Here is a 22,698-nt window from a genome sequence, read left to right as displayed (position 1 = left end):
CTGTCCGCTTTCGGTGGTTGATGGCTCGTCGGATGCTCGTCTCGGGCACGGTGCGGCCCCATGGGCCTGCACCGATCCGCGTCCGGTCGCCGGGGGCGGCAACCGGGGTGCGGGCCACGACGACCGCTCCTATAGGCGCCACCGACTGGTCGAGCAGAGGGTGGATCTGACCGTCGGCGCTCGTGGGGAGAGCGCGTGCGGGCGGTCCGGGGCCACCGCGAGGACCACGGTCCGGCAGACGGCGGTGGTGGTGGCGGTGGCGGGAAGGGCACGCACCGACGGCTGCGCGGCCCGGCCGGACTTTTCCCGGGGCGTCGGCGCACAGTGCTCGGGCCCCTCCGGACCGTCGGCGTTCGGCTGCCCGGCGGTCTCGGCGATTTCGGCGGCCGGGGACTGCCGGGAGTCGTGGGCGACGCGCTGGCCGTGGGCGTGGCCCGCGTCGAGGGCGTGGCCGAGGCAGGTGGGTCCGGTCAGCAGCAGCGCGCCCAGCACGAACGCCAGGAGGCGGCGGGGCCACAACGGGCGGCGAGCGGCCCGGGCAGGGGGGCATGAGGCAGGGATCGGCACGGTTTCTCCGCACGGCGGCCGCCCTCCCGCCGCGTGGCGCGGGAGGTGGCGGGCTGGAATCGGCAAGGAAACGACGGCGCCATCACGGCGCGGGACGCGCCGCATACCGATGACGGGTGACCGCGGTCACCGGAAGAGGTGTGGGGGCGTCGACGAGGTCCGATACCGGCCCGTACTAGATGCGCAGCAGCGCGGTCCGTCGGAGATCGGGCGGCGTGGCATCGGCCGCCGTGGCCGCGGACGTGCGCGAGGACGGCATGTGCCCGGCGGCACCGGGCGCACCCTCGGCCGGGAGGGCCGGGCACGGGGCCGCCACCTCGGGCCCCTGCTCGGGCTGCGCGAGGACGCATTCGTGCGCGGAGTGGGACGCCTCGCCGTCGTGATGATGCCCCACGGACCCGGGCTCCGCGCCCTTGGGCTCCGCGGTCTCGTCCGGGGTCTCGCCATGCGCGGCGGACGCCATGGGCGACACCACGGGCGACGCCATCGGAGAGGACGCGCAGCCGGCCAGATGGCCGGATACGGCTTCGGCGCTCACCGCGTGCAGGGAGACGAAGCCCAGCAGGAGCGCGGCCAGGCACAGCAGACGCAGCGGGCTCGCCACCAAGCGAGCCCACCGGATGCCAAAACGCGACCGGGCCGTGACCATGCGGTGATCCTATGCGTTGCGCACGGCCACGCTGCGACACCGCTCAGGAACATGTCGTTAACAAGCCAGACACATCTCGCACACGACACGCACTCCTCCGGGTCACAACCGGAACACCGGCGCCGGACTACCCGGTGACCAGGTATTGCGCTCGGCCACGGATCGGCCGGAACATGATCCCCCGCGCAGGGACGGCGGGCGGACGACGCCGCATGATCTTGGCCCTGCCGAGTGGCCGGAGGGGAATGTTATAAATGCCGACATGAGCAATTTTGCTCGTATGGTCCGGGGCCGAATACGGACGCTGTCACGGGCGCCGAGCCTCGCCGGACAGGCCTTCATCCTTCAGGTCCTCCTCACCCTCGTCCTCGTCTCCCTGGCGGTGACGGCCCTCGCGCTGGAAGCCCGGAGCCACGCCACCGGAGAAGCGCGCCAGCGGTCGCTGGCCGTCGCCAGAACCTTCGCGGAGGGACCCGGGATCGCCCAGGCCATGACCGGTGACCACCCGACGGCGCTGCTCCAGCCCCGCGCCGAGGAGGTGCGCAAGAGCACCGGCGTCGACAGCGTCGTGGTCTTCGACCGGCAAGGGATGCGCCTCACCCACCCCGAGACGGCGCTGATCGGCAAGCGGATCATCGGCCCCGACGAGGTGATACGGGAGGAACTCGCCGGGAAGACGGTCGCCCGGACCTTCCGCGCGAGCCAGGGCCCCTCCGTGATCTCGGCGGTCCCCGTCACCACGGCCGACGGCGCCCTGGCCGGCGGGGTCTCGGTCGGGGTCCGGATCGACAGCGTCAACGGCGAGGTGCACCGCCAACTGCCGCTGCTGCTCGGGGCGGGCGGCGCAGCCCTCGCCCTGGCGACGGCCGGGACGGCGCTGACCAGCAGGCGGCTGCGGCGGCAGACGCACGGCCTGGGGCCCGCCGAGATGACGCGCATGTACGCCCACCACGACGCGGTGCTGCACTCGGTCCGGGAAGGCGTGCTGATCATGGACGTCGACGGGCGGCTGCTGCTGGTCAACGACGAGGCCCGGCGGCTGCTCCAGCTGACCCCCGACATCGACGGACGGCCCGCCACCGCACTCGGCCTCGAACCGCGGCTGGCCCGGCTGCTGGCCGCCGGGCAGCCCGTCACCGACGAGGTGCACGCCGCCGGGAACCGGCTGCTGGCCGTCAACATCCGATCCACCGACCGGGCGGGCGGCCCCGCCGGGAGCGTGGCGACGCTGCGGGACACCACCGAGCTGCGCGCGCTGTCCGGCCGCGCCGAGGCCGCGAGCGAGCGGCTGCGGCTGCTGTACGAGGCCGGGGTACGGATCGGCTCCACCCTGGAGCTGAGCGGCACCGCGGAGGAGCTGGTGGGGGTGGTCGTCCCCCGGTTCGCCGACATCGCCACCGTCGAACTGCTGGAGCCGGTGCTGCGGGGCGAGGAACCGGCGGCGCCGCACGGCGTACTGCACCGCACGGCGGTCGGCGGCGTACCGCCCGAGCACCCGCTCTTCCGCTCGGGCGAGAGAGCCGTCCCTCCGTCGTCGTCGCCGCAGCACCAGGCGCTGGAGAGCGGGCAGGCCGTCCTGTGCGCCGATCTGAACGACGCTGCCGAGCGGACCGCCCCGTGCGAGGCCGAGGCCCGGCGCCTGCGCGGCCAGGGGATCCACTCGCTGATCGCGGTTCCGCTGCGATTCCGCGGCGTCCCGCTGGGCGTGGCCACCTTCTGCCGGACCCGGCCGAGCGTGCCGTTCGACGACGAGGACCTGGTGATCGCCGGGGAGCTGGCCGCGCGCACCGCGGTCTGTGTCGACAACGCGCGCCGCTACACCCGCGAGCACACCATGGTCACCACGCTCCAGCGCAATCTGCTGCCCGGCGCGCTGCCCGACCAGGACGCCGTGGACGTGGCGTCCCACTATCTGCCCGCGCGGGCCGGGGTGGGCGGGGACTGGTTCGACGTGCTCCCGCTCCCCGGAGCCCGGATCGCCCTCGTCGTCGGGGACGTGGCCGGGCAGGGGCTGCACGCGGCGGCCACGATGGGCCGGCTGCGCACCGCGGTGCAGAACTTCTCGGCCCTGGACCTGCCCCCCGACGAGGTGCTCGCCCTCTTGGACGAGCTGGTCGCCCGGCTCGACCTGGAGCGCGAGACGGACCCCGACAGCGCGCGCATCTCCGGCGCCACCTGCCTGTACGCGATCTACGACCCGGTCTCCGCCCGGTGCAGCGTGGCCCGGGCCGGTCACCCCGGCCCCGTACTGGCCTGCCCGGACGGCACCGTGCAGACCCCCGAGGTCCCGGCCTCACCGCCGCTGGGCCTGGGCGGCGAGCCCTTCGAGGCGGCCGACCTGCCGGTGCCCGAGGGCACCCGCCTGGTCCTGTACACCAACGGACTGGTCGCCAGCCACGACCGGGACCACGACACCGGCCTGGACCTGCTGCGCCGTACCCTCGCCGCCGCCCCGGACCGCGGCCCCGCCGACACCTGCCAGGAGCTGTTCTCGACCGTCCTCCCGGCCCGGCCGAGCGATGACGCCGCCCTGCTGGTGGCCCGCACCCACCGGCTCGCCCCGGAGAACGTGGCCCAGTGGGAGGTGCCCGCCGACCCGGCGGCGGTCGCCCCGCTCCGCGCCGCCTGCGCCCAGCGGATCCGCGACTGGGGGCTGGACGAGGCCGCCTTCGCCGCCGAGCTGGTCATCAGCGAGCTGGTCACCAACGCCCTGCGGTACGGCGGCCCTCCGGTACGGATACGGCTGCTCCGCGACCGCAGCCTGATCTGCGAGGTGTCCGACGGCAGCAGCACCTCGCCCCATCTGCGGCGGGCCGAGCTGACCGACGAGGGTGGGCGGGGCCTGTTCCTGGTCTCCCAGCTCGCCCGGCGCTGGGGCACCCGCTACACCGCGCACGGAAAGGTCATCTGGGCCGAGCACCCGCTGTCGGAGTGAGACGCCGTGCCCGAATCGGCGTACTGAAGGGCGAGGGGAAGCCACCCTCGACGCCCTTCCACGCCGGAGGTACCTCACCCGTGACCCTCACCAAAGCGCCCCCGGCCCGGGGCGGCCGCCGGGACGACGCGGACGATCCCCGGGCCCGGCGGGTCAACTCCTCCCTCGTGCTGACCCTGCTGCTGGTCCTGGTGGTGACGCTCCAGGGGCCGGTCCGCGGGGCGTTGTCCGCGCCGGTGATGCAGAGCTGGATGACCGTGTTCGTGGCGGTTGTCGTGCAGGCCCTGCCGTTCCTCGTCCTCGGGGTGCTGCTGTCGGCCGTCATCGCGGTGTTCGTGCCGCCGTCGTTCTTCGCCCGCGCGCTGCCCGGGCGCCCCGCCCTCGCGGTGCCGGTCGCCGGGGTGGCCGGGGCGGTGCTGCCCGGCTGCGAATGCGCCTCCGTGCCGGTGGCCGGGGCGCTTGTACGACGGGGTGTCACCCCCGCGGCGGCGCTGGCGTTCCTGCTGTCCGCCCCCGCCATCAACCCGATCGTGCTGACCGCCACGGCCGTGGCGTTTCCCGGCGAACCGCGCATGGTTCTCGCCCGGTTCGCGGCGAGCCTGCTCGTGGCGTGCGTGATGGGCTGGCTGTGGCAGCGGCTGGGCCGCACCGACTGGATGCGGCCACCGGCCCATCCGTCGCTCGACGGCCTGGGCAAGGGGGCGGCGTTCTGGGGGTCGATACGGCACGACGTGATGCACGCCGGTGGCTTCCTGGTCGTGGGCGCGATGACCGCGGCCACCCTCAAGGCCGTGGTGCCCGCGAGCTGGCTGCACACCGCGGCGGGCAATCCCGTGGTGGCGATCCTCGCCCTGGGGCTCCTCGCGGTGGTGTTGTCGATCTGCTCCGAGGCCGACGCGTTCGTGGCCGCGTCGCTGTCGCAGTTCTCGCTCACTGCCCGGCTGGCGTTCCTCGTCGTGGGGCCGATGATCGACCTGAAGCTGTTCGCCATGCAGGCCGGGACGTTCGGCCGCGGGTTCGCGCTGCGGTTCGCGCCCGCCACCTTCGCCGTGGCCATCGTTGCGTCGGCCCTGGTCGGGGCGGTGCTGCTGTGAACCGACAGGCCCAGGCAGCGGTACTGTTCCTCCTCGGCGTGGCCGTGCTGCACGCCGGGTTCACCGACCTCTATCTGCGGTACGTCAAGGCCGGGTTGCGGCCGTTGCTGCTCGCGTCCGGTGTCGTCCTGATCGGCACCGCCGTCGCCACCGTCTGGTACGAACTGCGGCACCCGCGCGACGGCCACGAGCACGGCGACGGGCACGGCCACCGCGAACCACGTGTCTCCTGGCTGCTGGTGCTGCCCCTGTTCGCCCTCATCCTGGTCGCCCCGCCCGCGCTGGGCTCCTACAGCGCCATGCACGCGGGCACGGCGCTGCAACGGCCGCCCTGGGGATTCCCCACCCTCCCCGCCCGCGACCCGCTCTCCCTCAACGTGGCCGACTACGCGGGCCGCGCGGTCTACGACCACGGCCGCTCCCTCCGCGACCGGAACGTCAGGATCACCGGCTTCGTCGCCCTCGACCGCCGTGGCGCGCCCTATCTGGTGCGCATGGCGCTCAACTGCTGCGCCGCCGACGCACAGCCCGTCAAGGTCGGCCTGTCCGGGCGGACTCCCCCGGTCCTGCGGCCCGACACCTGGCTCGAAGTCACCGGCACCTACACCGGCAAGCGGACCAAGGACCCGGTGGGCGGGGGTGTCATCCCGTACATCGACGTCAGCCGCGCCACACCGGTCCCGGCCCCGCGCGACCCGTACGACGAGAGCTGGAACGGCTGAAGGGCCGTACGGGTGCGGGCGGAGGGAGGCGTCAGCGTATCGCCGCGGGGAAGCCCCGTATGAGGTCGGCGGCCTTCTCCGCGGCCATGATGACGGGCGCGTTGGTGTTCCCCCTCGGCACCGTCGGGAACACCGAGGCGTCGACGACCCGCAGCCCCGCCACGTCGAACACCCGCAGCTCGGGGTCGACCACGGAGCCGATGGCGCAGGTCGACGTCGGATGGTAGAGCGTCTGCCCGGCCCGCTGCGCGAAGGCGAGCAGATCCGCGTCGGAGTCCGAGTCCGGCACGTCGAACGGCCCAGTGGTGACCCGGGCCAACGCGTCCTGTGCCGCGATCCGCAGGGCGATGCGGACGCCCTCGACCATGCAGCGCTGGTCCTCGGCCGTCGTGAGGTAGTTGTGCACGATCCTGGGCTCGGCGTCCGGCTGCGCGGACCCCAGCGTCACCCGGCCGCGGCTGGTCGGGGCGAGCACGCACGGGCCCAGCGCGAAACCGTGCTCGGTGGCGGGGGCGAGCCCGTCCTGGTGGAACAGCACCGGTGCCATGTGGAACTGCACATCCGGGGCCTCCAGTCCGTCCCGGCTGCGGAAGAAGCCACCGGCCTCGCCGATGTTGCACGTCAGCGGGCCGCGCCCCTCGTTCGCCAGCAGTGCGGCGTTCTCCGGGGTCGCCGCGGTCATCAGCGATTCGACATCGGTACGGAAGTTCAGCAGGGCCATGTAGTGGTCCTGGAGGCCCTCCCCCACCGGGAGGTCGCGCACCACGTCGACGCCGAAGGACGACAGCGTGGTGGCGGGCCCGATCCCGGACAGCATCAGCAGCTTCGGGGACTCGTAGGCGCCCGCGGACAGGATCACCTCGCGCTCGGCGCGGATCACCTCGACCGTGCCGCCGCGCTCCACCACCACTCCCCCGGCCCGGCCGCCCTCGATCAGCACGCGGTGGGCCCGGGCCGACGAGAACACGGTGAGGTTCGGCCGCCCGAGCACGGGGTGCAGATAGGCGACGGCCGCGCTACAGCGCATGCCACCCCGCTGGGTCAGCTGGTGCCGCCCGACGCCGAACTGGGTCGGGCCGTTGAAGTCCTCGTTGCGCGGGTGTCCGGCCTGCACGGCGGCCTCGATGTACGCGCTGGCGAGCGGGTGGCAGGACCTGCTGTCGCTGACGGCGAGCGGCCCGCCCACCGAGTGGAACACGTTCTGGCCGCGTTCGTTGTCCTCCGCGCGCCGGAAGTACGGCAGCACCTCGCCGTACGACCAGCCGGTGGCCCCGGCGGCGGCCCAGCCGTCGTAATCCGCACGGTTGCCGCGCATATAGATCATCGCGTTGATGGAACTGGATCCGCCCAGCACCTTGCCGCGGGGCAGATAGGTCCGGCGGCCGCCCAGCCCCGGTTCGGGGCCCGAATGGAGATCCCAGTCGAGCTCGCCCTTGAACAACTGGGGGAAGGCGGCGGGCACATGGATCTCCTCAGCCGTGTCGGGCCCTCCCGCCTCGATCAGCGCCACCCTGACCTCGGGGTCCTCCGACAACCGGGCCGCCAGCACACACCCCGCGGATCCGGCGCCGACGATGACGTAGTCGTGAGTGTTCATCCGATTTCCTTCGACCGAGACTGCGCGGACCGTGCGCGCCCCATTGTCCCGGTGCGCGTCATGTGACGCTCAGCCAGGTGGATCTGACGCGATATCAGGATGTCCGGGCTTCTTGCCCATGAACTCCCCCGCTGCCACGCTCCCGCCGGTAAGCGCCTACTGGAACAAGTACACGCACTCATCCCCGTTCGAGATGTCGAGATATCGAGATGTCGAGATGTCGAGATGTCGAGATGCGGAGACAACCGTGAGCCGGCACAGTCGCAGGCACGTGATACGGACCGGCCTCGGCGCGGCGGCCGCGTCGGCGGTACTGGGCGCGGCCCCTCCAGCGTGGACTCTCCGGCTGCTGCCGAACGTGCTGGGTCAGCGGCTGCCCGCCGAGCCCTTCACGGCGACGACCTCGATGGCCCTGTCCGCCAGGACCGCGGAGGCCCGCGCCGGGCTGGGCATGCTGGGTGCGACGTACTGCTGGGCGGGGTTGCGCCACGACGGCGACCGGATCGCCCTGGTGTGCCGCACCGCCGACGAGGACGCCGCCGAGGTGGACGCCACCCCGCCGGTGCCGCCGGGGAAGGGGCGCGCCGCGGTGCGGCTGCGGGTGACCGTGGGTCCGGGCGCGGTGTGCCGGTTCGCGGTCGACACGGACGGCCGGGGGTTCGCTCCGCTCGGCGCGCCGTTCACGGCGACCGCGGGCACCTGGATCGGGGCGACCGTGGGACTCTGCGCCACCGGACCGGCGGCCGCCGGAGCAGTGCGGCGGAGTTCGACTGGTTCCGGGTGGGCCCGGCGCTCTGACCACCACGGCCCGGACGACCACCACCGTCCGGGCGACCACCACCGTCGGGGCACATCGGGCAGCGGCCGCGGCTGCCCGATCCCGGCCAATTTCGGCCACTTCCCGTTAACCCGAGCACGGCCCGGCCGCTCTCGGCGGACGAGCCGCTTGGCACACTTTTTCTTAAAAAACAGCAGGCCGATCCCAGGAAGCGAGAGAGAAATCAATCAATTGGCCGTAAGGGGAAGCCGAGACGGCTGAGACCTGCGAGGCTGTCTGGATGCAAACCCTTTACAGAAGTCTGCTGAATGTGCTTCCCCGGCTCGGCGTGCAGGTGCTCGACCTCGGCTCGGGCACCGCGGTGCTCTCCCGGCGCGGCAAGCGGAAGCGCGTCGCGGTGGACCGGGAGGCCGATCTGGTGACACGCGGCGGCGGCCGCTATGCCGTGACGAAGGTGCGGCCTGATACCTGGGTGGTGGCCCGTGGCCGGGGCGACCCCTCCGACGCGTGGACGAACGTGCGCCTCGGCGACACCGGTGCCCATCTGCTCTACGACGCCGGCTCCGACGAACGGACGCTCCAGCTGGCGGCCGCCACGTATCTGTGCGGCCACCATGTGGCCGGGCTGCTGGAGAAATACCAGGTGAACTGCGTCTTCGACGTGGGGGCCAACGCCGGTCAGTACGGCAGGCGCCTCCGCCGGCTCGGCTATACGGGCAGAATCGTTTCCTTCGAGCCCACCGAGGAAGCCTTCGCGAAGCTGGAGAAGGCCGCCAAGGACGACCCCGAGTGGTGGGTGTTCCCCTTCGCGCTCGGGCGCGAGGAGGCCACCCAGTCCATGCACGTGGGCTGGGCCACCATGAACTCCCTGCTCGGCGCCAGCGACTACGGCAAGGAGCGCTACCGGCGGTTCGCCAAGGACCGTACGGAGGAGATCGAGATCCGCAGGCTGGACAGCGTGATGGACAAGGCGCTGGCCGGACTCACCGACCCCCGCCCCTATCTGAAGATGGACACCCAGGGCTACGACCTGGAGGTGTTCGCGGGCGCCGGGGACCGGATCGAGGAGTTCGTGGGGTTGCAGTCGGAGGTCGCGGTGCTGCGTCTCTACGAGGGGAGCCCCGCGATGAGCGAGGCCATCGCCGCGTACGAGGACAGCGGCTTCGGGATCACGGGCATGTACCCGGTGACACGCGAGGACACCACGGGACGCGTGGTGGAGTTCGACTGCGTGATGATGCGCGCGGACGCCGCCCCCAAGTGACGACAACACCCGTACGGGGCCGGTGCGTCCGGCCCCGTACGGGCAACCTCGGCCACCCCCGCGGCGCGTCGCATAGGGTTGCACCGTGAGGAAGTCTCTGTCGCCGCCGACACTGCCCGGCAGCAACCCTTATGGCGCGGTTCCCGGTACGGGGTACGGAACGGGCTCACCCGTGACCGATCGGCCGCCGCTGCCGGGGTATCCCCTTCGCCCAGCCCCCTCGGCGCGCCAGGCCGGGCCGGAGGCCCCGTATGCCGCGCCGGAGCAGCTCGCCTGCCGGATGTGCGGCGGGTCGCCCGCGGCCGAGATGGCGATCCGCCACCACCAGGGCCTGGTCGTCTTCATGCTGTTCCGGAAGCGGAAGGGACACTTCTGCCGGACCTGTGGCACGGCGCTGCTCCGGAAGCACACCGCCATGACACTGTGGCAGGGGTGGTGGCATCCGCTGTCCGCGCTGCTGTTCAACCCCGTCACGCTCCTGCTGAACTGGCGGGTCCACTCGACGATCGAGCGCCTGCCGGGCCCCGGCCCCGACCCCTTCGCCTCCCGGCTGGCCCCCGGCAAGCCCCTCTTCCTGCGTGCGGGCGCCCTCTTCGGACTGCTGCCCGCCGCGTTCGTCGCGTACGTCCTCGCCATGGTGATCGCGGGGTAGGGGAAGACGGGCCGCCGGCGCTCGATAGAGTCTCCTGTCATGGGTGACGGGGAGGGAATCGCGGTCGGCCGGACGGAACACCAGGCGCCGCCCGCGTGGCAGGCGCCGGGTGCGGTCGAGCGGACGCTGTACGAGGCCAAGCTGCGCGGTGACTGGCCCGCGTTCTTCGATGCGCTGGCCGATGCGGATCTCTTCATGGCCGAATCCCGGGAGTGGGTCGACGCCCATCCGGGGAGGGTCCGGTCCAACGGCTACTGGTATTCCCAGGTGCGGGCCAACTGCCTGCCGCTCCTCACGGAGGGCATGTTGCCCGCTCCCGACCCGGAGACCGTGTTCACCTATGCCGACCTGGAGTGGTTGGCGAACAGCTGGCAGGACAGCGCCATCTCATGGATCGTGGTCAATCCGGGAAGCCCGTGCGAGGTGTTCTTCCCCGCGACACCGGCCCATCGCGCCCTGTGGCGGCAGCATGTGCAGCGCATCGCGCGATGCGACTGCGGCCGGTCTCACGACAGCATGCGGCTGCGCGCCCTGGAGGGAGACATGGCGGCCTCGGGAGCGCTGGCGCACGGGCTGGGGCTGATCGGGCTGCTGTCCGTCAGCAACGGTGATCTGTGGAACACCAGGGCCTATCACGGCACGGGATACACCGGGGAGAAGAGGCGGCTCAAGGAGTGGTGGGGCATCACCAGCCGCGAGGAGTGGCGGGACTGCCAGCAGCGCCTGTTGGAGGCGGACATGGTCAGCGGCGCCTGGGAGTTCGTACTCGGCGTCCGGCGGGCGCTGTCCCGGGAGTTCGGCGGATACGTCGAGGTGGACCAGTGGCGCAAGGCGGCCGAACAGGTGCTGCGGCGGGGCGCCGAGGGGACCGAGTACCGGCTGAGCGCTGACGGGGTGACCAAGGTCGGTCCCCGGGACAGCGCCGACGTGACGGCGCAGATCGCGGGAGTGCAGCGGCTCATCGGCCGGATCGCCCGCTACGAGAAGCGTTTCCGCGCCGACGGGCTGCTGGCGGAGGGGAAGTTCATCCCCACCGTGGAGGCATGGGATTACGGGCGGGCCGTCGGAATGGCCCGCTGGGGACTGGGTGCCCGCTACTGCGACCAGCAGGAAGCCGAGAACGCGATCCTCCGTGCCGGCAGGCTCGGCCGGGCCAACTACCGCTCCTGGGAAGAGTTCTCCGCGTCCTACGTCCTGGGCCGCTGCCTCCACTTCGACGAAGAGGAATTCGGCAGCTGGTACCAGGACATGCTGGAAGCGCATCGCATCCTCACCACCGACCCCACCAGCCCCTGGCTGACGATCCCCTGGAAGCAGTGAGCGGTCAGCTGGACAGGCCGAGCTTGCGGCGGAGGCCCGCCGCCTTGGATTCGGTGTCGCGGGCGGCACGGTCGCGCAGGGCCAGCACGTAGTTCTCGCGCGTCCGCATGATGTGCGCCTTCAGGATCTCCTCCAGTTCCGCCAGGCGCCCTTCGGCGAAGATCTCGATGATCCGCCGGTGTTCCTCGAAGGAGCGCGCCGGTTCGGTGGTGGCGCGGAAGGTGAGGTGGACGCGGAGGGCCGACACGCGGGCCAGGCTCATCTGGTAGGCGTCGCTGAGGTAGCGGTTGCCGCAGTGGGCGAAGAACGCCTCGTGGAAGGCGGTGTCGGCGATGCCGTACGCCTTGGTGTTGTTGCCCGCCAGCGCGTCGGTCATGGCCTCGACGGCGCGGCGCATGGCGGCGAGGGCGGCGTCCGGGTTGCGTTCGAGGGCCAGTTGGGCGGCGCGGATCTCCAGGGTGGTGCGGTATTCGCACAGCTCGAAGATCTCGTCCTCGGTGGGCTGGAAGACGTACGTCCCGGACTTGGGCACGATCTCGACCAGGCCCTGGAGCTGGAGCATGCGCAGGGCCTCGCGGACGGGTGTGCGGCTCACCCCGAGGGCGGAGGCGAGACCGTCCTCGGAGAGCGCCTCGCCGAGGTCGAACTCGCCGTCCACGATGGCCGCGCGGAGGCGGCGTGCCACCTCCGAGGCCAGTGACGAGGACCGTCCGCCGCCCGTCGTGCGTGCCATGCCTCTCCCAGCGCGTATGTCCATGAGTATCCCGAACGTTACCGTAGCTGCCGTATCGCCGGATCCGGCCCGGCCTGGGCGAGGCGGGCGGTGCGGTGGGCGGCCATGCGGACGGGGGCGTCGGGGGCGCCGTAGCCGGTGTAGCCGCCGACGCGCTGGACGAGTTCGAAGAAGACCGCGCCGCCCAGGATCTCCGTGTAGCAGTGGAGGAACGCGCCGTCGGCGTCGCGGTCGTAGAAGATGCCCAGCTCACGGAGGTCGGCGAGGAGCGCCGGGTCGGGGCCGAGCCGGGCGTCGAGGTCGTCGTAGTAGTTGTCCGGGACGGCCAGCAGGGGGGCTCCCCGGTCGCGTACGGCACGGGCGGTCGCCACGATGTCGTCGGTGGCGAAGGCGATGTGCTGGGGGCTGGCGACCGGCGGTGCCCAGTCGCCCCGGCGCAGCAGGGTCACCGACAGCGCGATGCGGACCCGCTCGGCGGGGTCGGTGAAGGCCCGGCTGCGGACCAGGCCGAAGGGGGCGGCGTATTCGGCGGTGGGCTGCGGGGTGAGGCCGAGGACGGCGCGGTAGAAGAGCGTGGCCTCGTCGTAGTGGTCGAACGGCTGGGTGAGCGCGATGTGGTCGACGCGGGTGACGCCCGCGCCGGGCCGGTCCGGCGCTTCGGCGGCGGGGGTGAAGTCGGCCAGCCAGTCGTCCCCGGTGCCGCAGAAGAAGACCTCGGTGCCGTCCGGGGCCGCGACGGCGGCGAGGTCGGCCTCGGCCGGGCCCCGGGTGCGCGGCAGGACCGGTGCGAGCAGCGCTTCGGCGCGCGCGGCCGAGGCGCCGGGGTCGGCGGTGTGCAGGCCCAGGGCGCTGATCGCGCCGCCGGGGCGGGTGACGCCGGTGTTGAGGAGGAGCCGGGCTTCGCCCTGGGTCCACAGCTGGACGGGCTTGGTGCGGTGGTGGCCGGTGTGGGTGAAGCCGAGCCCGTCCAGCGCCCGCGCGATCAGCGGCCCGGACTCCGCGTCGACGGCGACTTCGGCGAACGCGACGCCGGTGGGCGCGGGCCCCTTGGGCAGGGGCGGTACGGCGCCCGCCGACCGCACAGGCGCGCTGCGGGCGGTGGCGTCCCGCAGCGCCAGCAGCGAGCGGTGGGCGTCGATGGCCGTACGGCCCGGGTCGGCCTGGCGGAAGACGTCGTTGAAGACTTCCAGCGACAGGGGCCCGCGGTAGCCCGCGGCCAGGACGTGGGCGAGGAACGCGGACAGGTCCCAGGCGCCCTGGCCGGGGAAGAGCCGGTGGTGGCGGCTCCACTGGAGGACGTCCATGTCGAGGTGGGGCGCGTCGGCGAGCTGGAGGAAGAACAGCTTCTCGCCGGGGATGTCCCGGATGCCCGCCGGGTCCGAGCCGCGGGAGAGGATGTGGAAGCTGTCCAGGCACAGCCCGAGCGCCGGGTGGCCGACGCGGGCGACCACGTCCCACGACGCCTCGTAGGTGTCGATGTGGGCGCCCCAGGCGAGGGCCTCGTAGGCGATGCGTATGCCGTGGTCCGCGGCGCGCCCGGCCGCGGTGTGCAGCTGCCCGGCGAGCAGATCGGGGTCCGGGACCGCGTCCGGGGAGACCGAGGAGCACACCAGCAGGGTGTCGGTGCCCAGCTGCCGCATCACCTCCAGTTTCCGCTCCAGGCGGCCGAGGTTGGCGGCGAAGCGGTCCGGCGAGGTGGAGTCGAGGTCGCGGAAGGGCTGGTAGAGGTCGATGGACAGGCCGAGGTCGGCGCAGCGGTCCCGGATCGCGGCGGGGGCGAGCGGGGAGGCGACGAGGTCGGGTTCGAAGATCTCCACCCCGGCGAAACCGGCGTCCGCCGCGGCGGTGAGCTTGTCGTCCAGGGTTCCCGACAGGCACACCGTGGCGACCGCGGTCGTGGGCGTCATCAAGGTCCTCCTGTCAACGGGCGATGCTGTGCGGGGCGGCGATGACACGGTGGTCGACGTCGTGGTTGACCAGGTAGGTGGGCAGCCGCCCCTGGGCGACTTCTACCACGTTGCGGGCCGTCTTCGTACGGATCTCGCTCTCGGAGTCCTCCGAGTACCAGGCGGTGTGCGGGGTGAGGACCACGTTCTCGCACCGCGCCAGCGGGCTGTCGGGGCCGATGGGTTCGTGGGCGAAGACGTCCAGCGCGGCCCCGGCGATGCCTCCCGAGCGCAGCGCCTCGATGAGCGCGGTCTCGTCCACGACCGGGCCGCGGGCGGTGTTGACCAGGCAGGTGGTCGGCTTCATCGCGGCGAACTGCCCGGGCCCGATCATCCCTTCGGTCTCCGCCGTCAGCGGGGCGTGTACGGACACCACATCGGCGTCGCGGCAGAGGGTGTCGAGGTCCACGAGCCGGACGCCGAGCGCCGCCGCCCGGGCGGCGTCGGCAAACGGGTCGTGGGCGAGGAGGGTCATCCCGAAGCCGCCCATCTTCTCGGCGAGCCGCTGCGGGATGCGGCCGAATCCGACGAGCCCGAGGGTGCGTCCGCGCAGCCGCCGCAGCGGTTTCGCGACGGTGTAGTCCCAGGTGCCGCGGCGGACGGCGGCGTCGTAGCGGTGCAGTCCCCGGGCGAGGGTGAGGATCTGCGCGGCGGCGTGGTCGGACACCTCCTCCAGGGAGCCGTCCGGCACGTTGGCGACGGCGATGCCCTCGGCGGTCGCCGCCGGGACGTCGATGGTGTTGAGCCCGATGCCGTAGCGGGAGATCACCTGGCAGCGGTTCAGGTGGCGGATGACCTCGGCGGTGACGGGTGCGTACTGGTTGATCACGGCGTCGGCGTCGGCGCAGATCTCGATCAGCTCGTCCTCGGTGCGGGCCTGGGCGGGGACGAGGTTGAGCCCGGCCGCTTCCAGGACCTGCCGCTCGGGCTCGAGGTCGGCGAATTCGTAGTCGGTGACGACCACGGTGAACATGATGGCGCTCAGCTCCCGAAGCGGTGGTCGAGGTCCTGGTGGAAGCCGAGGTCGACGAGGTCGCAGAACTCGGCGTAGGTGTGCTGGGCCGGGCCGCCCGCGGGGGTTCCGGCGGTGCGCAGGTGGTCCAATGCGTCGGCGACCGCGCGGGTGGCGGTGAACAGCGCCGTGACCGCGTAGAAGACGATTCGGAACCCCATGTCGGCCAGGTCGGTGGCGGTGAGCCGGGTGGTCTCGTTCCCGTCCACGATGGAGACGACCTTGGGTCCTTCGACGGCTTTGGCGACGGCCTCCACCTCCTCGACGCGTTTGATGCCGTCGACGAAGACCAGGTCGGCGCCCGCGTCGCGGTAGCGGTTGGCGCGGCGTACCGCCGCCCCGATCCCGGCGGCGGGCAGGGCGTCGGTGCGTCCGATGACGAGCAGGTCGTCGCCGCCCCGGGCCTCGACGGCGCAGGCGATCCGGGCGGCGCTCTCGTCCTCGTCCATCAGCCGGATGCCGCTCATCTGGCCGCACCGCTTGGGCGCCACCTGGTCCTCCAGGTGGATGGCCGCCACCTGGGCCTGGAGGTACTCGCGCACGGTGCGGTGGATGTTGGAGGGGCCGCCGTAGCCGGTGTCGGCGTCGGCGATGACCGGGATGGTCACGGCGCGGGTCATGTTGCGGGCGTGTTCGGTCATCTCGGTCTGGGTGAGCAGCCCGATGTCGGGGGTGCCCAACCGGCTGGCCGTGGCCCCGAAGCCGGTCATGTAGACGGCCGGGAAACCGGCGGCCTGGACGAGGCGGGCCGTGGCCGAGTCGGGTGCGCCCGGGGCCCGGACGATGCCGGGACCGTTCAGGAGGGCGCCCAGCGACGTGGCGGCTGACACGGTCGGCTCCTTTCGACGAAGGGGTCAGCGGGCGGCGGCGGGTGCGTCGGCCACCGCCGCCGGGCCGGTTTCGGAGCCGGGCTGCCGCGCGGGGCTGCGCCACAGGAGGATCAGCACGACCGAGACGGCCAGCGACACGACGGGGATGAGCAGGCCCGCGGTGACGGTGTCGCCGTCGGTCTCCTTGCCGACGATGTACGGGCCGAAGAACCCGCCGAGGTTGCCGATGGAGTTGATGGCGGCGATGCCGACCGCGGCGTGGGTCTTGGACAGGCTGTCGGTGGTGAGCGCCCAGAACGGCGGCAGCCAGGCGAAGGCGCCGATCCCGGTGACCGCGAGCGCGACCACCGCGAGTCCGGGCTGGTGCCGCAGGGCGATCACCGCGGCGAGGCCGATGGCGCCCATGGCGAGCGGCACGGCGACCAGGTACTTGCGCTCGCGGGCGCGCTTGGACAGCTGGGCGGTGACCAGCAGCGCGAGCGCGGCGCAGAGGTAGGGGATGGCTGCGGTGAAGCCGATGTTGGTGGCCGAGTAGGCGGGGTTGATCTGCTTGATGATCAGCGGCAGGAAGAGGTTGAACCCGTAGGTGCCGACGGCGAGCGCGAGATGGGTGGCGGCCAGGTGCAGCACACGCGGGTTCCGCAGGGCTGCGAGCTGCGCCCGTACGCCCTCGTCGTGGCCGGTGCCCTGCTCGGACTCCAGGGAGCGGCGCAGCCAGTCGCGGTCGGTGGGGGCGAGCCAGCGCGCGGTCGCCGGGGAGTCCGGGAGGAAGGCGTACGTCACGACGGCCATCAGGATCGCGGGGGCGCCGGTCAGGATGAACAGCCAGCGCCAGCCCGCCATGTCGAACCAGCCGGTGTGGTCCAGGATCAGGCCGCCGAGGAGCCCGCCGCAGATGAACGAGATGGGCTGGGCCAGCACCAGCCAGCCGAGCGCGACGGCCCGGTCGCCGGAGCGGAACCACAGGGTGAGGTAGACGATGATGCCGGGGAAGAAACCGGCCTCCGCGACGCCGAGCAGGAAGCGCATCACGTACAGCATCTGCACGTTGGTGGTGAACCCGGTGATCACGGTGATGATCCCCCAGGTCGCCATGATGCGGGCGAGCCAGGCGCGGGCGCCGAAGCGGCGCAGCAGCAGATTGCTCGGCACTTCGAAGAAGAAGTACGCGACGAAGAAGATCGAGGCGGCGAGGCCGTACGCGGCGGCCTTGATGCCCAGTTCGGTGCCCATGCCCAGCTGGGCGAAGCCGATGTTGGTGCGGTCGACGTACGCGATGACGTAGCCGACGGCGATGAGCGGAAGGATGCGCCAGGAGATGCGCGAGACGGCTGCCCGCTGCCCGGCCTCGTCCAGAGTCGTGGCGGGGGTGCCGCTGGGTGCGTGTGTCATGTGCTTCCTCGATCGTGCGGGGAGGAGGGCGGCTCAGCTCATGATCAGTCCGCCGTCGATGTTGACGGCCTGGCCGGTCATGTAGTCGGAATCCGGTGAGCAGAGGTAGAGGGCGAGGCCCGCGACGTCGTCCGGCGTCTGCGGGCGGCCCATGGGGACGACGGCGGTGCGCCGCTTCCACGCCTCGCCCGTGGTCCACCCCTCGGTGGCGGACCACTCCTGGTCGATCTGGCGCCACATGTCGGTGCCGACCAGTCCGGGGCAGATGGCGTTGACGGTGATGTCGGGCGCCAGCGCGTAGGCCGCGGTCTGGGTGAGGCTGATGACGGACGCCTTGCTGGCGCGGTAGTGGGGAGTGAGGGGTGCCATCGCGCCGGCGCCGTACCGTCCGGCGATCGACGACATCGTGATGATCTTCCCGCGCGGACGGGCGCGGTCGGCGGCATCGGCGGCGCTCAGGGGGTCCTGCGCGCGCATCCAGGCGGCCGCGGCCTGCATGGTCAGGAACGTGCCCTTGACGTTGACGGCGAAGGTGGCGTCCCAGTCCTCCTCGGTGATGTCCAGGAAGGGCTTGACCTGCACGATGCCCGCGTTGCAGACCATGACGTCGAGCCGCCCGAGGCCGTCGGCGGTGCACCGCACCATCTCGGTGCAGTCGGCGGCACGGGTCACATCGCCCGCGACGGCCAGCGCCGGGCGGCCGAGGGCGGCCACTTCGGCCGTCACGGCCTCGGCGCGGGAGGCCTCGCGGTCAATGACGGCCAGATGCGCGCCCGCCGCGGCGAGCCGCAGGGCGATCGACCGTCCGATGCCGCGCCCGGCACCGGTGACCGCGACGCAGAGACCGCTGAGGTCTGCCACTCTCGTCCCTTTCGTCGGAGCGCCCGGCCGGAGAGGGTGGGCAGGCCGGGCCACTGAGACTGGGACACTAGAGTTCGGCAATCTGGGATACAAGATGCGGGCACGAGATTGTTCGCGCGATGTGTCGCACCGTGGTGCGGGCCGGGCCGCGGGGCGGTGTCGGCCTCCGCATCAGCCTCCGCCGAAGTCTCCCCCGCCGAAGCCGCCGCCGAAATCCCCGCCGAAGTCGCCCGGGTCGAAGTCGCCGCCCGAGTGGTCGCCGCCGGAGTAGTCACCGGCCGGACCGGCGCCGTAGTAGTCCCCGTACGCGTAGGGCGAGCCGAGCGAGGTGCCGAGCAGGGTGCCCACCAGCAGGCCCGGCAGCAGCGCGCCGCCGAAGTAGCCGGACGCCCAGGGGGCGTAGGTCGGTCCGGCCTCCCAGTACGGGCGCCGCCCCGCGGAGGTGTCGACCTCCCGGGCCATCGGCTCCTCGCCGTCGTCCAGCCGGGCGGCGTCCGCCGCGCAGACCGGAACGGTCCGCTCGGAGGTGCTGCCCTTCGGGGTCCACCGCCGGTCCTCGACCGAGGGGCCGTGCCGTGGGTCGAAGAAGCACGGAGGACGGCGCTCCGGCAGCGGCTTGCCGTCCAGCCGGGCCTCCAGGGTGGCGAGCGAGAACCTGCCGTCCTCCAGCGCCTCGGTCACGTCCCGGACCTCCCTGGGGGACTGCGCCCTCTCCATCACGGTCTTCGCGTGCTCGTAGGAGTCCAGGGCCCGGGTGTAGTCCTCGCGCATCGCGTCGTCGGCCTTCGGGGACGCCGGTTCGAAGCCGATCCGGGTCAACTCCTCGCCGAAGGCGGTGATGTCCTCGTCCACCACCGGGCGGAGCTCCTCCAGCCGGGCCCGGTCCTCCTGCTGCCGCCGCCTGGTGACGCGCCTGCTCACCAGGAAGGTGCCGCCGACGCCGACGATGACCAGCACGCCGAGCGTGACCAGCAGGCCCAGCGCGCCGGTGCTTCCGCTGGGCGTGGTGGCGCCGTTGTCCCACGTGGCGGGCGCGTCGCCCTTGGCCTGCTCCACGGCCCGGTCGACGAAGTCGGTGAGCATGGCCCCGGAGTCGCCGGGGTGGGACCGCTGCGCGGCGCCGGTCAGGTTCTCCACGGCGTCGCGGGAGAGGACGGAGTGGTCGGCGCCCGCGTCGAAACGGTCGCCGAGCGCGACCGCGTACACGCCGGTGACGCCGACCTTCGTCCGCAGATCCTGGAGCAGGGTCGACCGGTCGTGCTTCTCGGCGGCGGGGAACGCGACGGCGAAGACCGGCTTGTCCGCCTTCTCGATCTTCCTTGACAGGGCGTCGGCCTCGCTCCGGGGCAGGATGTCCCGGGCGCGGGGATCGACGTAGACGGGCCCGTTGCGCAGGGACGCCGCCGCGGTGTCGAGGGAGTCGGCGGCCCGTGCGCCGGGAGCCGCGGCGACGGCGGCGAGCAGCAGCGCTGCCACGACCAGCGGAAGCACCAGCGCCATCCGGAAGACGCGTCGTACGGTCTTCATACCTACGACGCTAGCCCATATTGTGCATATTGCGAGCTTTGGGGGGTTTCTCATGCGGTACGGAAGCCGGCACGCGTGCCGGTACGGATGCGACGACGGGGCGGGGGTCCGGGCGTGCTGATCGACGAGCTGCGGCAGGAGCTGCCGGACGGACGGCTGGTCGAGGACCCGCACATCGCGGCCGGGTCTACGCCACGTCGACGCTGGACCTGCCGCGCACCCCGGTCCTGCTCGCCCTCACCTTCGGCGCGCTGCTGATGGCCGTCCTGATCCCGCTGTCCGGCTCCCTGGTGGACCGGCAGGGCGCGCGCCGGATGTACATGGTGGGCATGGCGCCGTTCGGGCTGAGCGTGTTCCCCGCCTTCTGGCTGTTCCACTCCACCGGCATCTGGGGGTTCGCCGCGGCGATCGCGCTGACCCTGGGCGTGGTCCACGCCTCGTTCTACGGGGCTCAGGGCACCCTGTTCGCCTCCCTGTTCCCGGCGGAGGTGCGGTACACCGGTATGTCCGTGGTCTACCAGCTGTCCGGTGCCTACGCCTCCGGCATCACACCGCTGCTCATGACCACCTTCCTCGCGCTCGGACACGGCGCCCCGTGGATCGCCTGCGGCTATCTGGCGGCCACCGCGGTCGTCAGCGTCTGAGCGGCCTCGCGCATCCGGCCGTCCGACGTGTACTTCGCGTCCGGGACCACCGACCCCGACCGGCCCGCACACCCCACGGCCACGCGGTCGGCAGTGACCGTGGAGTAGGTCCTCTCGCGTCCCGTCGTCAGCGGTAACCCCCTCGCCCCCAGCCGCGGTCGTATCCGGCCCGGTCCGGGGCCCAGGGGGCTTGCCCCTGCCCGTACTGCCCAGGCCACCCCTGCCGTCCGTACGGGCCCGGCCGACCGTGCCATCCGCGCTGGCCCTGCTGTCCCTGCTGGCCGTACCAGGAGCCCGCCTGTCGCGGGGGCGGACCCGCCGGGGGCTTGGGGCGGTGCGGTTTCTTGGGCGCGGGGTGCGACCGTTTCGGCGGTGCGGACCGCTGCGGCGCCGGGGGCTCGGGCGTGTGCGCCGGGGGCTCGGTGCGGGCGGGCTTCTTCGGGTGGACGACGGACACCTGACGGGGCGCCGTCTCCCGGTCCGGGCGGGCCGTCTCGGTCCGGTACCGGTTGTCGTCCGCCGCGCCGCCCGCCAACCAGCGCTGTGCCGTCGCGGAGTCGCCACGTGTCTTCAGGACCAGCGCGGCCCCCTTCTCCGTGGAGTCCGGGGTCAGGGCCAGCTCCTGGTTCCAGCGCGGCACCAGGGTGCCCTGGAGGGTGAAGTCGTACCGCACGTTCGCGGCGTCCCGCCGTGAGGTGGTCTCGCAGGGGCCCAGCCGGATGGAGAAGCTCAGCCGGGAGTTGAGGCAGAGTCCGGGGGAGGCAGCGCTGCGCAGCAGGCCGTCGGCCTCGTACGACCACTGCTGGGTGTCCGCGGAGGTGCAGGGCGTGGCCACGGTTTCGGCGCCCGCCGCGGGCTTGTCTCCGACGATGTCGAGGCACAGCCCGCTCGCCGCGTCGCGCAACCGTCCGCGCAGGGTGTCGGCCGGGCGGCCGTCGGCGCCGATCCACGAGGGATCCGAACCGGGGGCCGTCGTGTCACCCGCGCCCGGTGTCGTGGACGGGGTGTCGCGCTCGTACGCCGCGTCCTCGCCACCGCCGGACGGGAGGACGGAGGCCACCGCCACGGACACCAGGACACAGCCGCTGGCCGCCGCCACGAAGAGGAACCGGCCGCCGGTGAGCCGCGGCCGCCTCGTGCGCGCCGCCGGACGCGCCGTCGGGAGCGCCGCCGGGAGGGCCTTCCACCAGGGGTGTTTCCGCGCCGAGTGGCGAGGGCCGCCGCCGCGTGGCGGGGTGCGGGGCATGGGAGGGGGATCCACGGCCGTGGCGGGGTCGGGGATGCGGCGGCCCGGCCGGGAGTCGAGGTACTCCCGCGCGCCCCACCCCAGGACCGCCTCGGCGAGCAGGACGGCGGGCCGTCCGGTGGAGTGGTCCAGCTGGTCGGCGGCCTGACGGCAGTGCTCGCACGTGGCCAGGTGCTGCCGCAGATCGGGGTCGAGCCAGGTGTCGCCGCGGCGGAGCGAGACGTCCAGCAGCCGGCTGTAGTGCCGGCACTCCTCCTCGGGGGCCGTGTCGCGATGGGCCTCCAGGCAGGCCTGACGCCAGCGCAGACGGGCCCGCTCCAGCTCGCCGGGGACATCGTCGTGCAGTCCCAACAGCCCTGCTGGTACGGCGAGTTGGTCGGCCTCGACCTCCGTGTGCCACAGCAGGCAGCGGGCCGCCTCGGGGAGTCGCTGGAACGCGCGGAACACCAGGCGTCTGTTCTCCGGCGGACGGAGCCGCCCGTCCCCGCGCCCCCGCGCCCCGAGGTCGGCCCGCAGACCGGGATGGAGCAACGCGCCCCGCGGGCCCGCGTTCCACTCCTCCGCTATGCCCCGCACGGTGGCCAGCACCCGTGGCCGCCACGCGGTGGCCGGTGCGGTCCGCCGCAGCGCCTCCCCAAAGAGCCTGGTGAACGCGGCGGACGTGAGGATCCCCGCCGGGTGGGTGCCGATGGTGCACTGGCTCGCGTAGGAGAAGGCCGCCTCCCAGTGGCGGCCCAGCAGCTCCCCGACGGGGTGATGCTCGGACAGTTTCCCCGAGCCCTTCTTGAGTTCGGCCGTGAGCTGTTCATCCGTCACGCCGAACAGGGGGGTGGGAGTCAAGAAGTCCGTCAGGGCGGCATCGTTCACGTCTTTTCCCTTTCACAGGGCAGCGAGAAAAGTCCGTACCAATTAGGAGTGTCGGCCCTGCC

General features: G+C 72.6%; 19 protein-coding genes. 8 read left to right on the top strand and 11 right to left on the bottom strand.

Annotated features, from left to right (window positions below):
• Positions 1–129: 129 nt before the first annotated feature.
• Positions 130–492, bottom strand: coding sequence for a hypothetical protein (locus LCH29_RS02460; protein ID WP_446460002.1), 363 nt, complete (start codon positions 490–492; stop codon positions 130–132).
• A 250-nt stretch (positions 493–742) separates the two neighbouring features.
• On the bottom strand, positions 743–1,171 hold the full coding sequence (locus tag LCH29_RS02455) for a hypothetical protein (RefSeq protein WP_446460001.1): 429 nt from the start codon (positions 1,169–1,171) through the stop codon (positions 743–745).
• A gap of 307 nt (positions 1,172–1,478) precedes the next feature.
• On the opposite strand from LCH29_RS02455, the gene LCH29_RS02450 reads away from it, so the two are divergent.
• From LCH29_RS02450 to LCH29_RS02440, 3 genes are all read left to right on the top strand, one after another.
• The gene (locus LCH29_RS02450; protein WP_446460000.1) at positions 1,479–4,151 is read left to right on the top strand and encodes a SpoIIE family protein phosphatase; all 2,673 of its coding nucleotides are present in this window, start codon (positions 1,479–1,481) and stop codon (positions 4,149–4,151) included.
• An 80-nt stretch (positions 4,152–4,231) separates the two neighbouring features.
• Positions 4,232–5,245: a permease gene (locus tag LCH29_RS02445; protein WP_446459999.1), complete on the top strand. Its 1,014-nt coding sequence runs from the start codon at positions 4,232–4,234 to the stop codon at positions 5,243–5,245.
• Positions 5,242–5,967, top strand: coding sequence for a TIGR03943 family putative permease subunit (locus LCH29_RS02440; protein ID WP_446459998.1), 726 nt, complete (start codon positions 5,242–5,244; stop codon positions 5,965–5,967). The genes LCH29_RS02445 and LCH29_RS02440 overlap by 4 nt, the downstream gene beginning before the upstream one ends.
• A gap of 31 nt (positions 5,968–5,998) precedes the next feature.
• Here the strand turns inward: LCH29_RS02440 and LCH29_RS02435 are convergent, their stop codons facing one another.
• A complete protein-coding gene (locus LCH29_RS02435; protein WP_446459997.1) occupies positions 5,999–7,564 on the bottom strand; it encodes a GMC family oxidoreductase in 1,566 nt (521 codons plus the stop codon).
• A 118-nt stretch (positions 7,565–7,682) separates the two neighbouring features.
• Here LCH29_RS02435 and LCH29_RS02430 point away from each other — a divergent pair, with 118 nt between their 5' ends.
• From LCH29_RS02430 to LCH29_RS02415, 4 genes are all read left to right on the top strand, one after another.
• Positions 7,683–8,603, top strand: coding sequence for a beta-xylosidase family glycoside hydrolase (locus tag LCH29_RS02430; RefSeq protein ID WP_446460280.1), 921 nt, complete (start codon positions 7,683–7,685; stop codon positions 8,601–8,603).
• A 19-nt stretch (positions 8,604–8,622) separates the two neighbouring features.
• Complete coding sequence (locus LCH29_RS02425) at positions 8,623–9,606, top strand: FkbM family methyltransferase (RefSeq protein ID WP_446459996.1); 984 nt, start codon at positions 8,623–8,625, stop codon at positions 9,604–9,606.
• Positions 9,607–9,778: 172 nt separating this feature from the next.
• The gene (locus LCH29_RS02420) at positions 9,779–10,258 is read left to right on the top strand and encodes a hypothetical protein (RefSeq protein ID WP_446459995.1); all 480 of its coding nucleotides are present in this window, start codon (positions 9,779–9,781) and stop codon (positions 10,256–10,258) included.
• Positions 10,259–10,297: 39 nt separating this feature from the next.
• Positions 10,298–11,578, top strand: a complete 1,281-nt coding sequence (locus LCH29_RS02415; RefSeq protein WP_446459994.1) for a DUF1266 domain-containing protein — start codon at positions 10,298–10,300, stop codon at positions 11,576–11,578.
• A gap of 4 nt (positions 11,579–11,582) precedes the next feature.
• Here LCH29_RS02415 and LCH29_RS02410 read toward each other — a convergent pair whose 3' ends face one another.
• From LCH29_RS02410 to LCH29_RS02380, 7 genes are all read right to left on the bottom strand, one after another.
• On the bottom strand, positions 11,583–12,311 hold the full coding sequence (locus tag LCH29_RS02410; RefSeq protein ID WP_446459993.1) for a GntR family transcriptional regulator: 729 nt from the start codon (positions 12,309–12,311) through the stop codon (positions 11,583–11,585).
• 38 nt (positions 12,312–12,349) lie between these two features.
• Positions 12,350–14,218 carry a bifunctional sugar phosphate isomerase/epimerase/4-hydroxyphenylpyruvate dioxygenase family protein gene (locus tag LCH29_RS02405; RefSeq protein ID WP_446459992.1) on the bottom strand — a complete coding sequence of 623 codons (1,869 nt, stop codon included), beginning with the start codon at positions 14,216–14,218 and terminating at the stop codon, positions 12,350–12,352.
• A gap of 13 nt (positions 14,219–14,231) precedes the next feature.
• On the bottom strand, positions 14,232–15,230 hold the full coding sequence (locus LCH29_RS02400; protein WP_446459991.1) for a C-terminal binding protein: 999 nt from the start codon (positions 15,228–15,230) through the stop codon (positions 14,232–14,234).
• 8 nt (positions 15,231–15,238) lie between these two features.
• On the bottom strand, positions 15,239–16,099 hold the full coding sequence (locus LCH29_RS02395; RefSeq protein ID WP_446459990.1) for an isocitrate lyase/PEP mutase family protein: 861 nt from the start codon (positions 16,097–16,099) through the stop codon (positions 15,239–15,241).
• A 24-nt stretch (positions 16,100–16,123) separates the two neighbouring features.
• Positions 16,124–17,491 (bottom strand): MFS transporter, encoded by a 1,368-nt coding sequence (locus LCH29_RS02390; protein WP_446459989.1) that lies wholly within the window; start codon positions 17,489–17,491, stop codon positions 16,124–16,126.
• 33 nt (positions 17,492–17,524) lie between these two features.
• Positions 17,525–18,352, bottom strand: a complete 828-nt coding sequence (locus tag LCH29_RS02385) for an SDR family NAD(P)-dependent oxidoreductase (protein WP_446459988.1) — start codon at positions 18,350–18,352, stop codon at positions 17,525–17,527.
• A gap of 171 nt (positions 18,353–18,523) precedes the next feature.
• On the bottom strand, positions 18,524–19,879 hold the full coding sequence (locus tag LCH29_RS02380) for a hypothetical protein (RefSeq protein ID WP_446459987.1): 1,356 nt from the start codon (positions 19,877–19,879) through the stop codon (positions 18,524–18,526).
• A gap of 38 nt (positions 19,880–19,917) precedes the next feature.
• Here LCH29_RS02380 and LCH29_RS02375 point away from each other — a divergent pair, with 38 nt between their 5' ends.
• Positions 19,918–20,523 (top strand): MFS transporter, encoded by a 606-nt coding sequence (locus LCH29_RS02375; RefSeq protein WP_446459986.1) that lies wholly within the window; start codon positions 19,918–19,920, stop codon positions 20,521–20,523.
• Positions 20,524–20,650: 127 nt separating this feature from the next.
• On the opposite strand, the gene LCH29_RS02370 is transcribed toward LCH29_RS02375, so the two are convergent.
• Positions 20,651–22,636 carry an RICIN domain-containing protein gene (locus tag LCH29_RS02370; RefSeq protein ID WP_446459985.1) on the bottom strand — a complete coding sequence of 662 codons (1,986 nt, stop codon included), beginning with the start codon at positions 22,634–22,636 and terminating at the stop codon, positions 20,651–20,653.
• Positions 22,637–22,698: the final 62 nt, after the last annotated feature.

Source organism: Streptomyces sp. BRA346 (assembly GCF_052851135.1).
The sequence above is the reverse complement of the archived record's forward strand: the minus strand, read 5'-3'. Positions and strand labels throughout refer to the sequence as shown.

Bases quoted from the DNA above. Each gene is read 5' to 3' on its own strand.
- LCH29_RS02435 (WP_446459997.1), bottom strand. From the start codon at position 7,564: ATGAACACTCACGACTACGTCATCGTCGGCGCCGGATCCGCGGGGTGT.
- LCH29_RS02380 (WP_446459987.1), bottom strand. From the start codon at position 19,879: ATGAAGACCGTACGACGCGTCTTCCGGATGGCGCTGGTGCTTCCGCTG.
- LCH29_RS02405 (WP_446459992.1), bottom strand. From the start codon at position 14,218: ATGACGCCCACGACCGCGGTCGCCACGGTGTGCCTGTCGGGAACCCTG.
- LCH29_RS02415 (WP_446459994.1), top strand. From the start codon at position 10,298: ATGGGTGACGGGGAGGGAATCGCGGTCGGCCGGACGGAACACCAGGCG.
- LCH29_RS02450 (WP_446460000.1), top strand. From the start codon at position 1,479: ATGAGCAATTTTGCTCGTATGGTCCGGGGCCGAATACGGACGCTGTCA.
- LCH29_RS02400 (WP_446459991.1), bottom strand. From the start codon at position 15,230: ATGTTCACCGTGGTCGTCACCGACTACGAATTCGCCGACCTCGAGCCC.
- LCH29_RS02425 (WP_446459996.1), top strand. From the start codon at position 8,623: ATGCAAACCCTTTACAGAAGTCTGCTGAATGTGCTTCCCCGGCTCGGC.
- LCH29_RS02390 (WP_446459989.1), bottom strand. From the start codon at position 17,491: ATGACACACGCACCCAGCGGCACCCCCGCCACGACTCTGGACGAGGCC.
- LCH29_RS02410 (WP_446459993.1), bottom strand. From the start codon at position 12,311: ATGGCACGCACGACGGGCGGCGGACGGTCCTCGTCACTGGCCTCGGAG.
- LCH29_RS02430 (WP_446460280.1), top strand. From the start codon at position 7,683: ATGAACTCCCCCGCTGCCACGCTCCCGCCGGTAAGCGCCTACTGGAAC.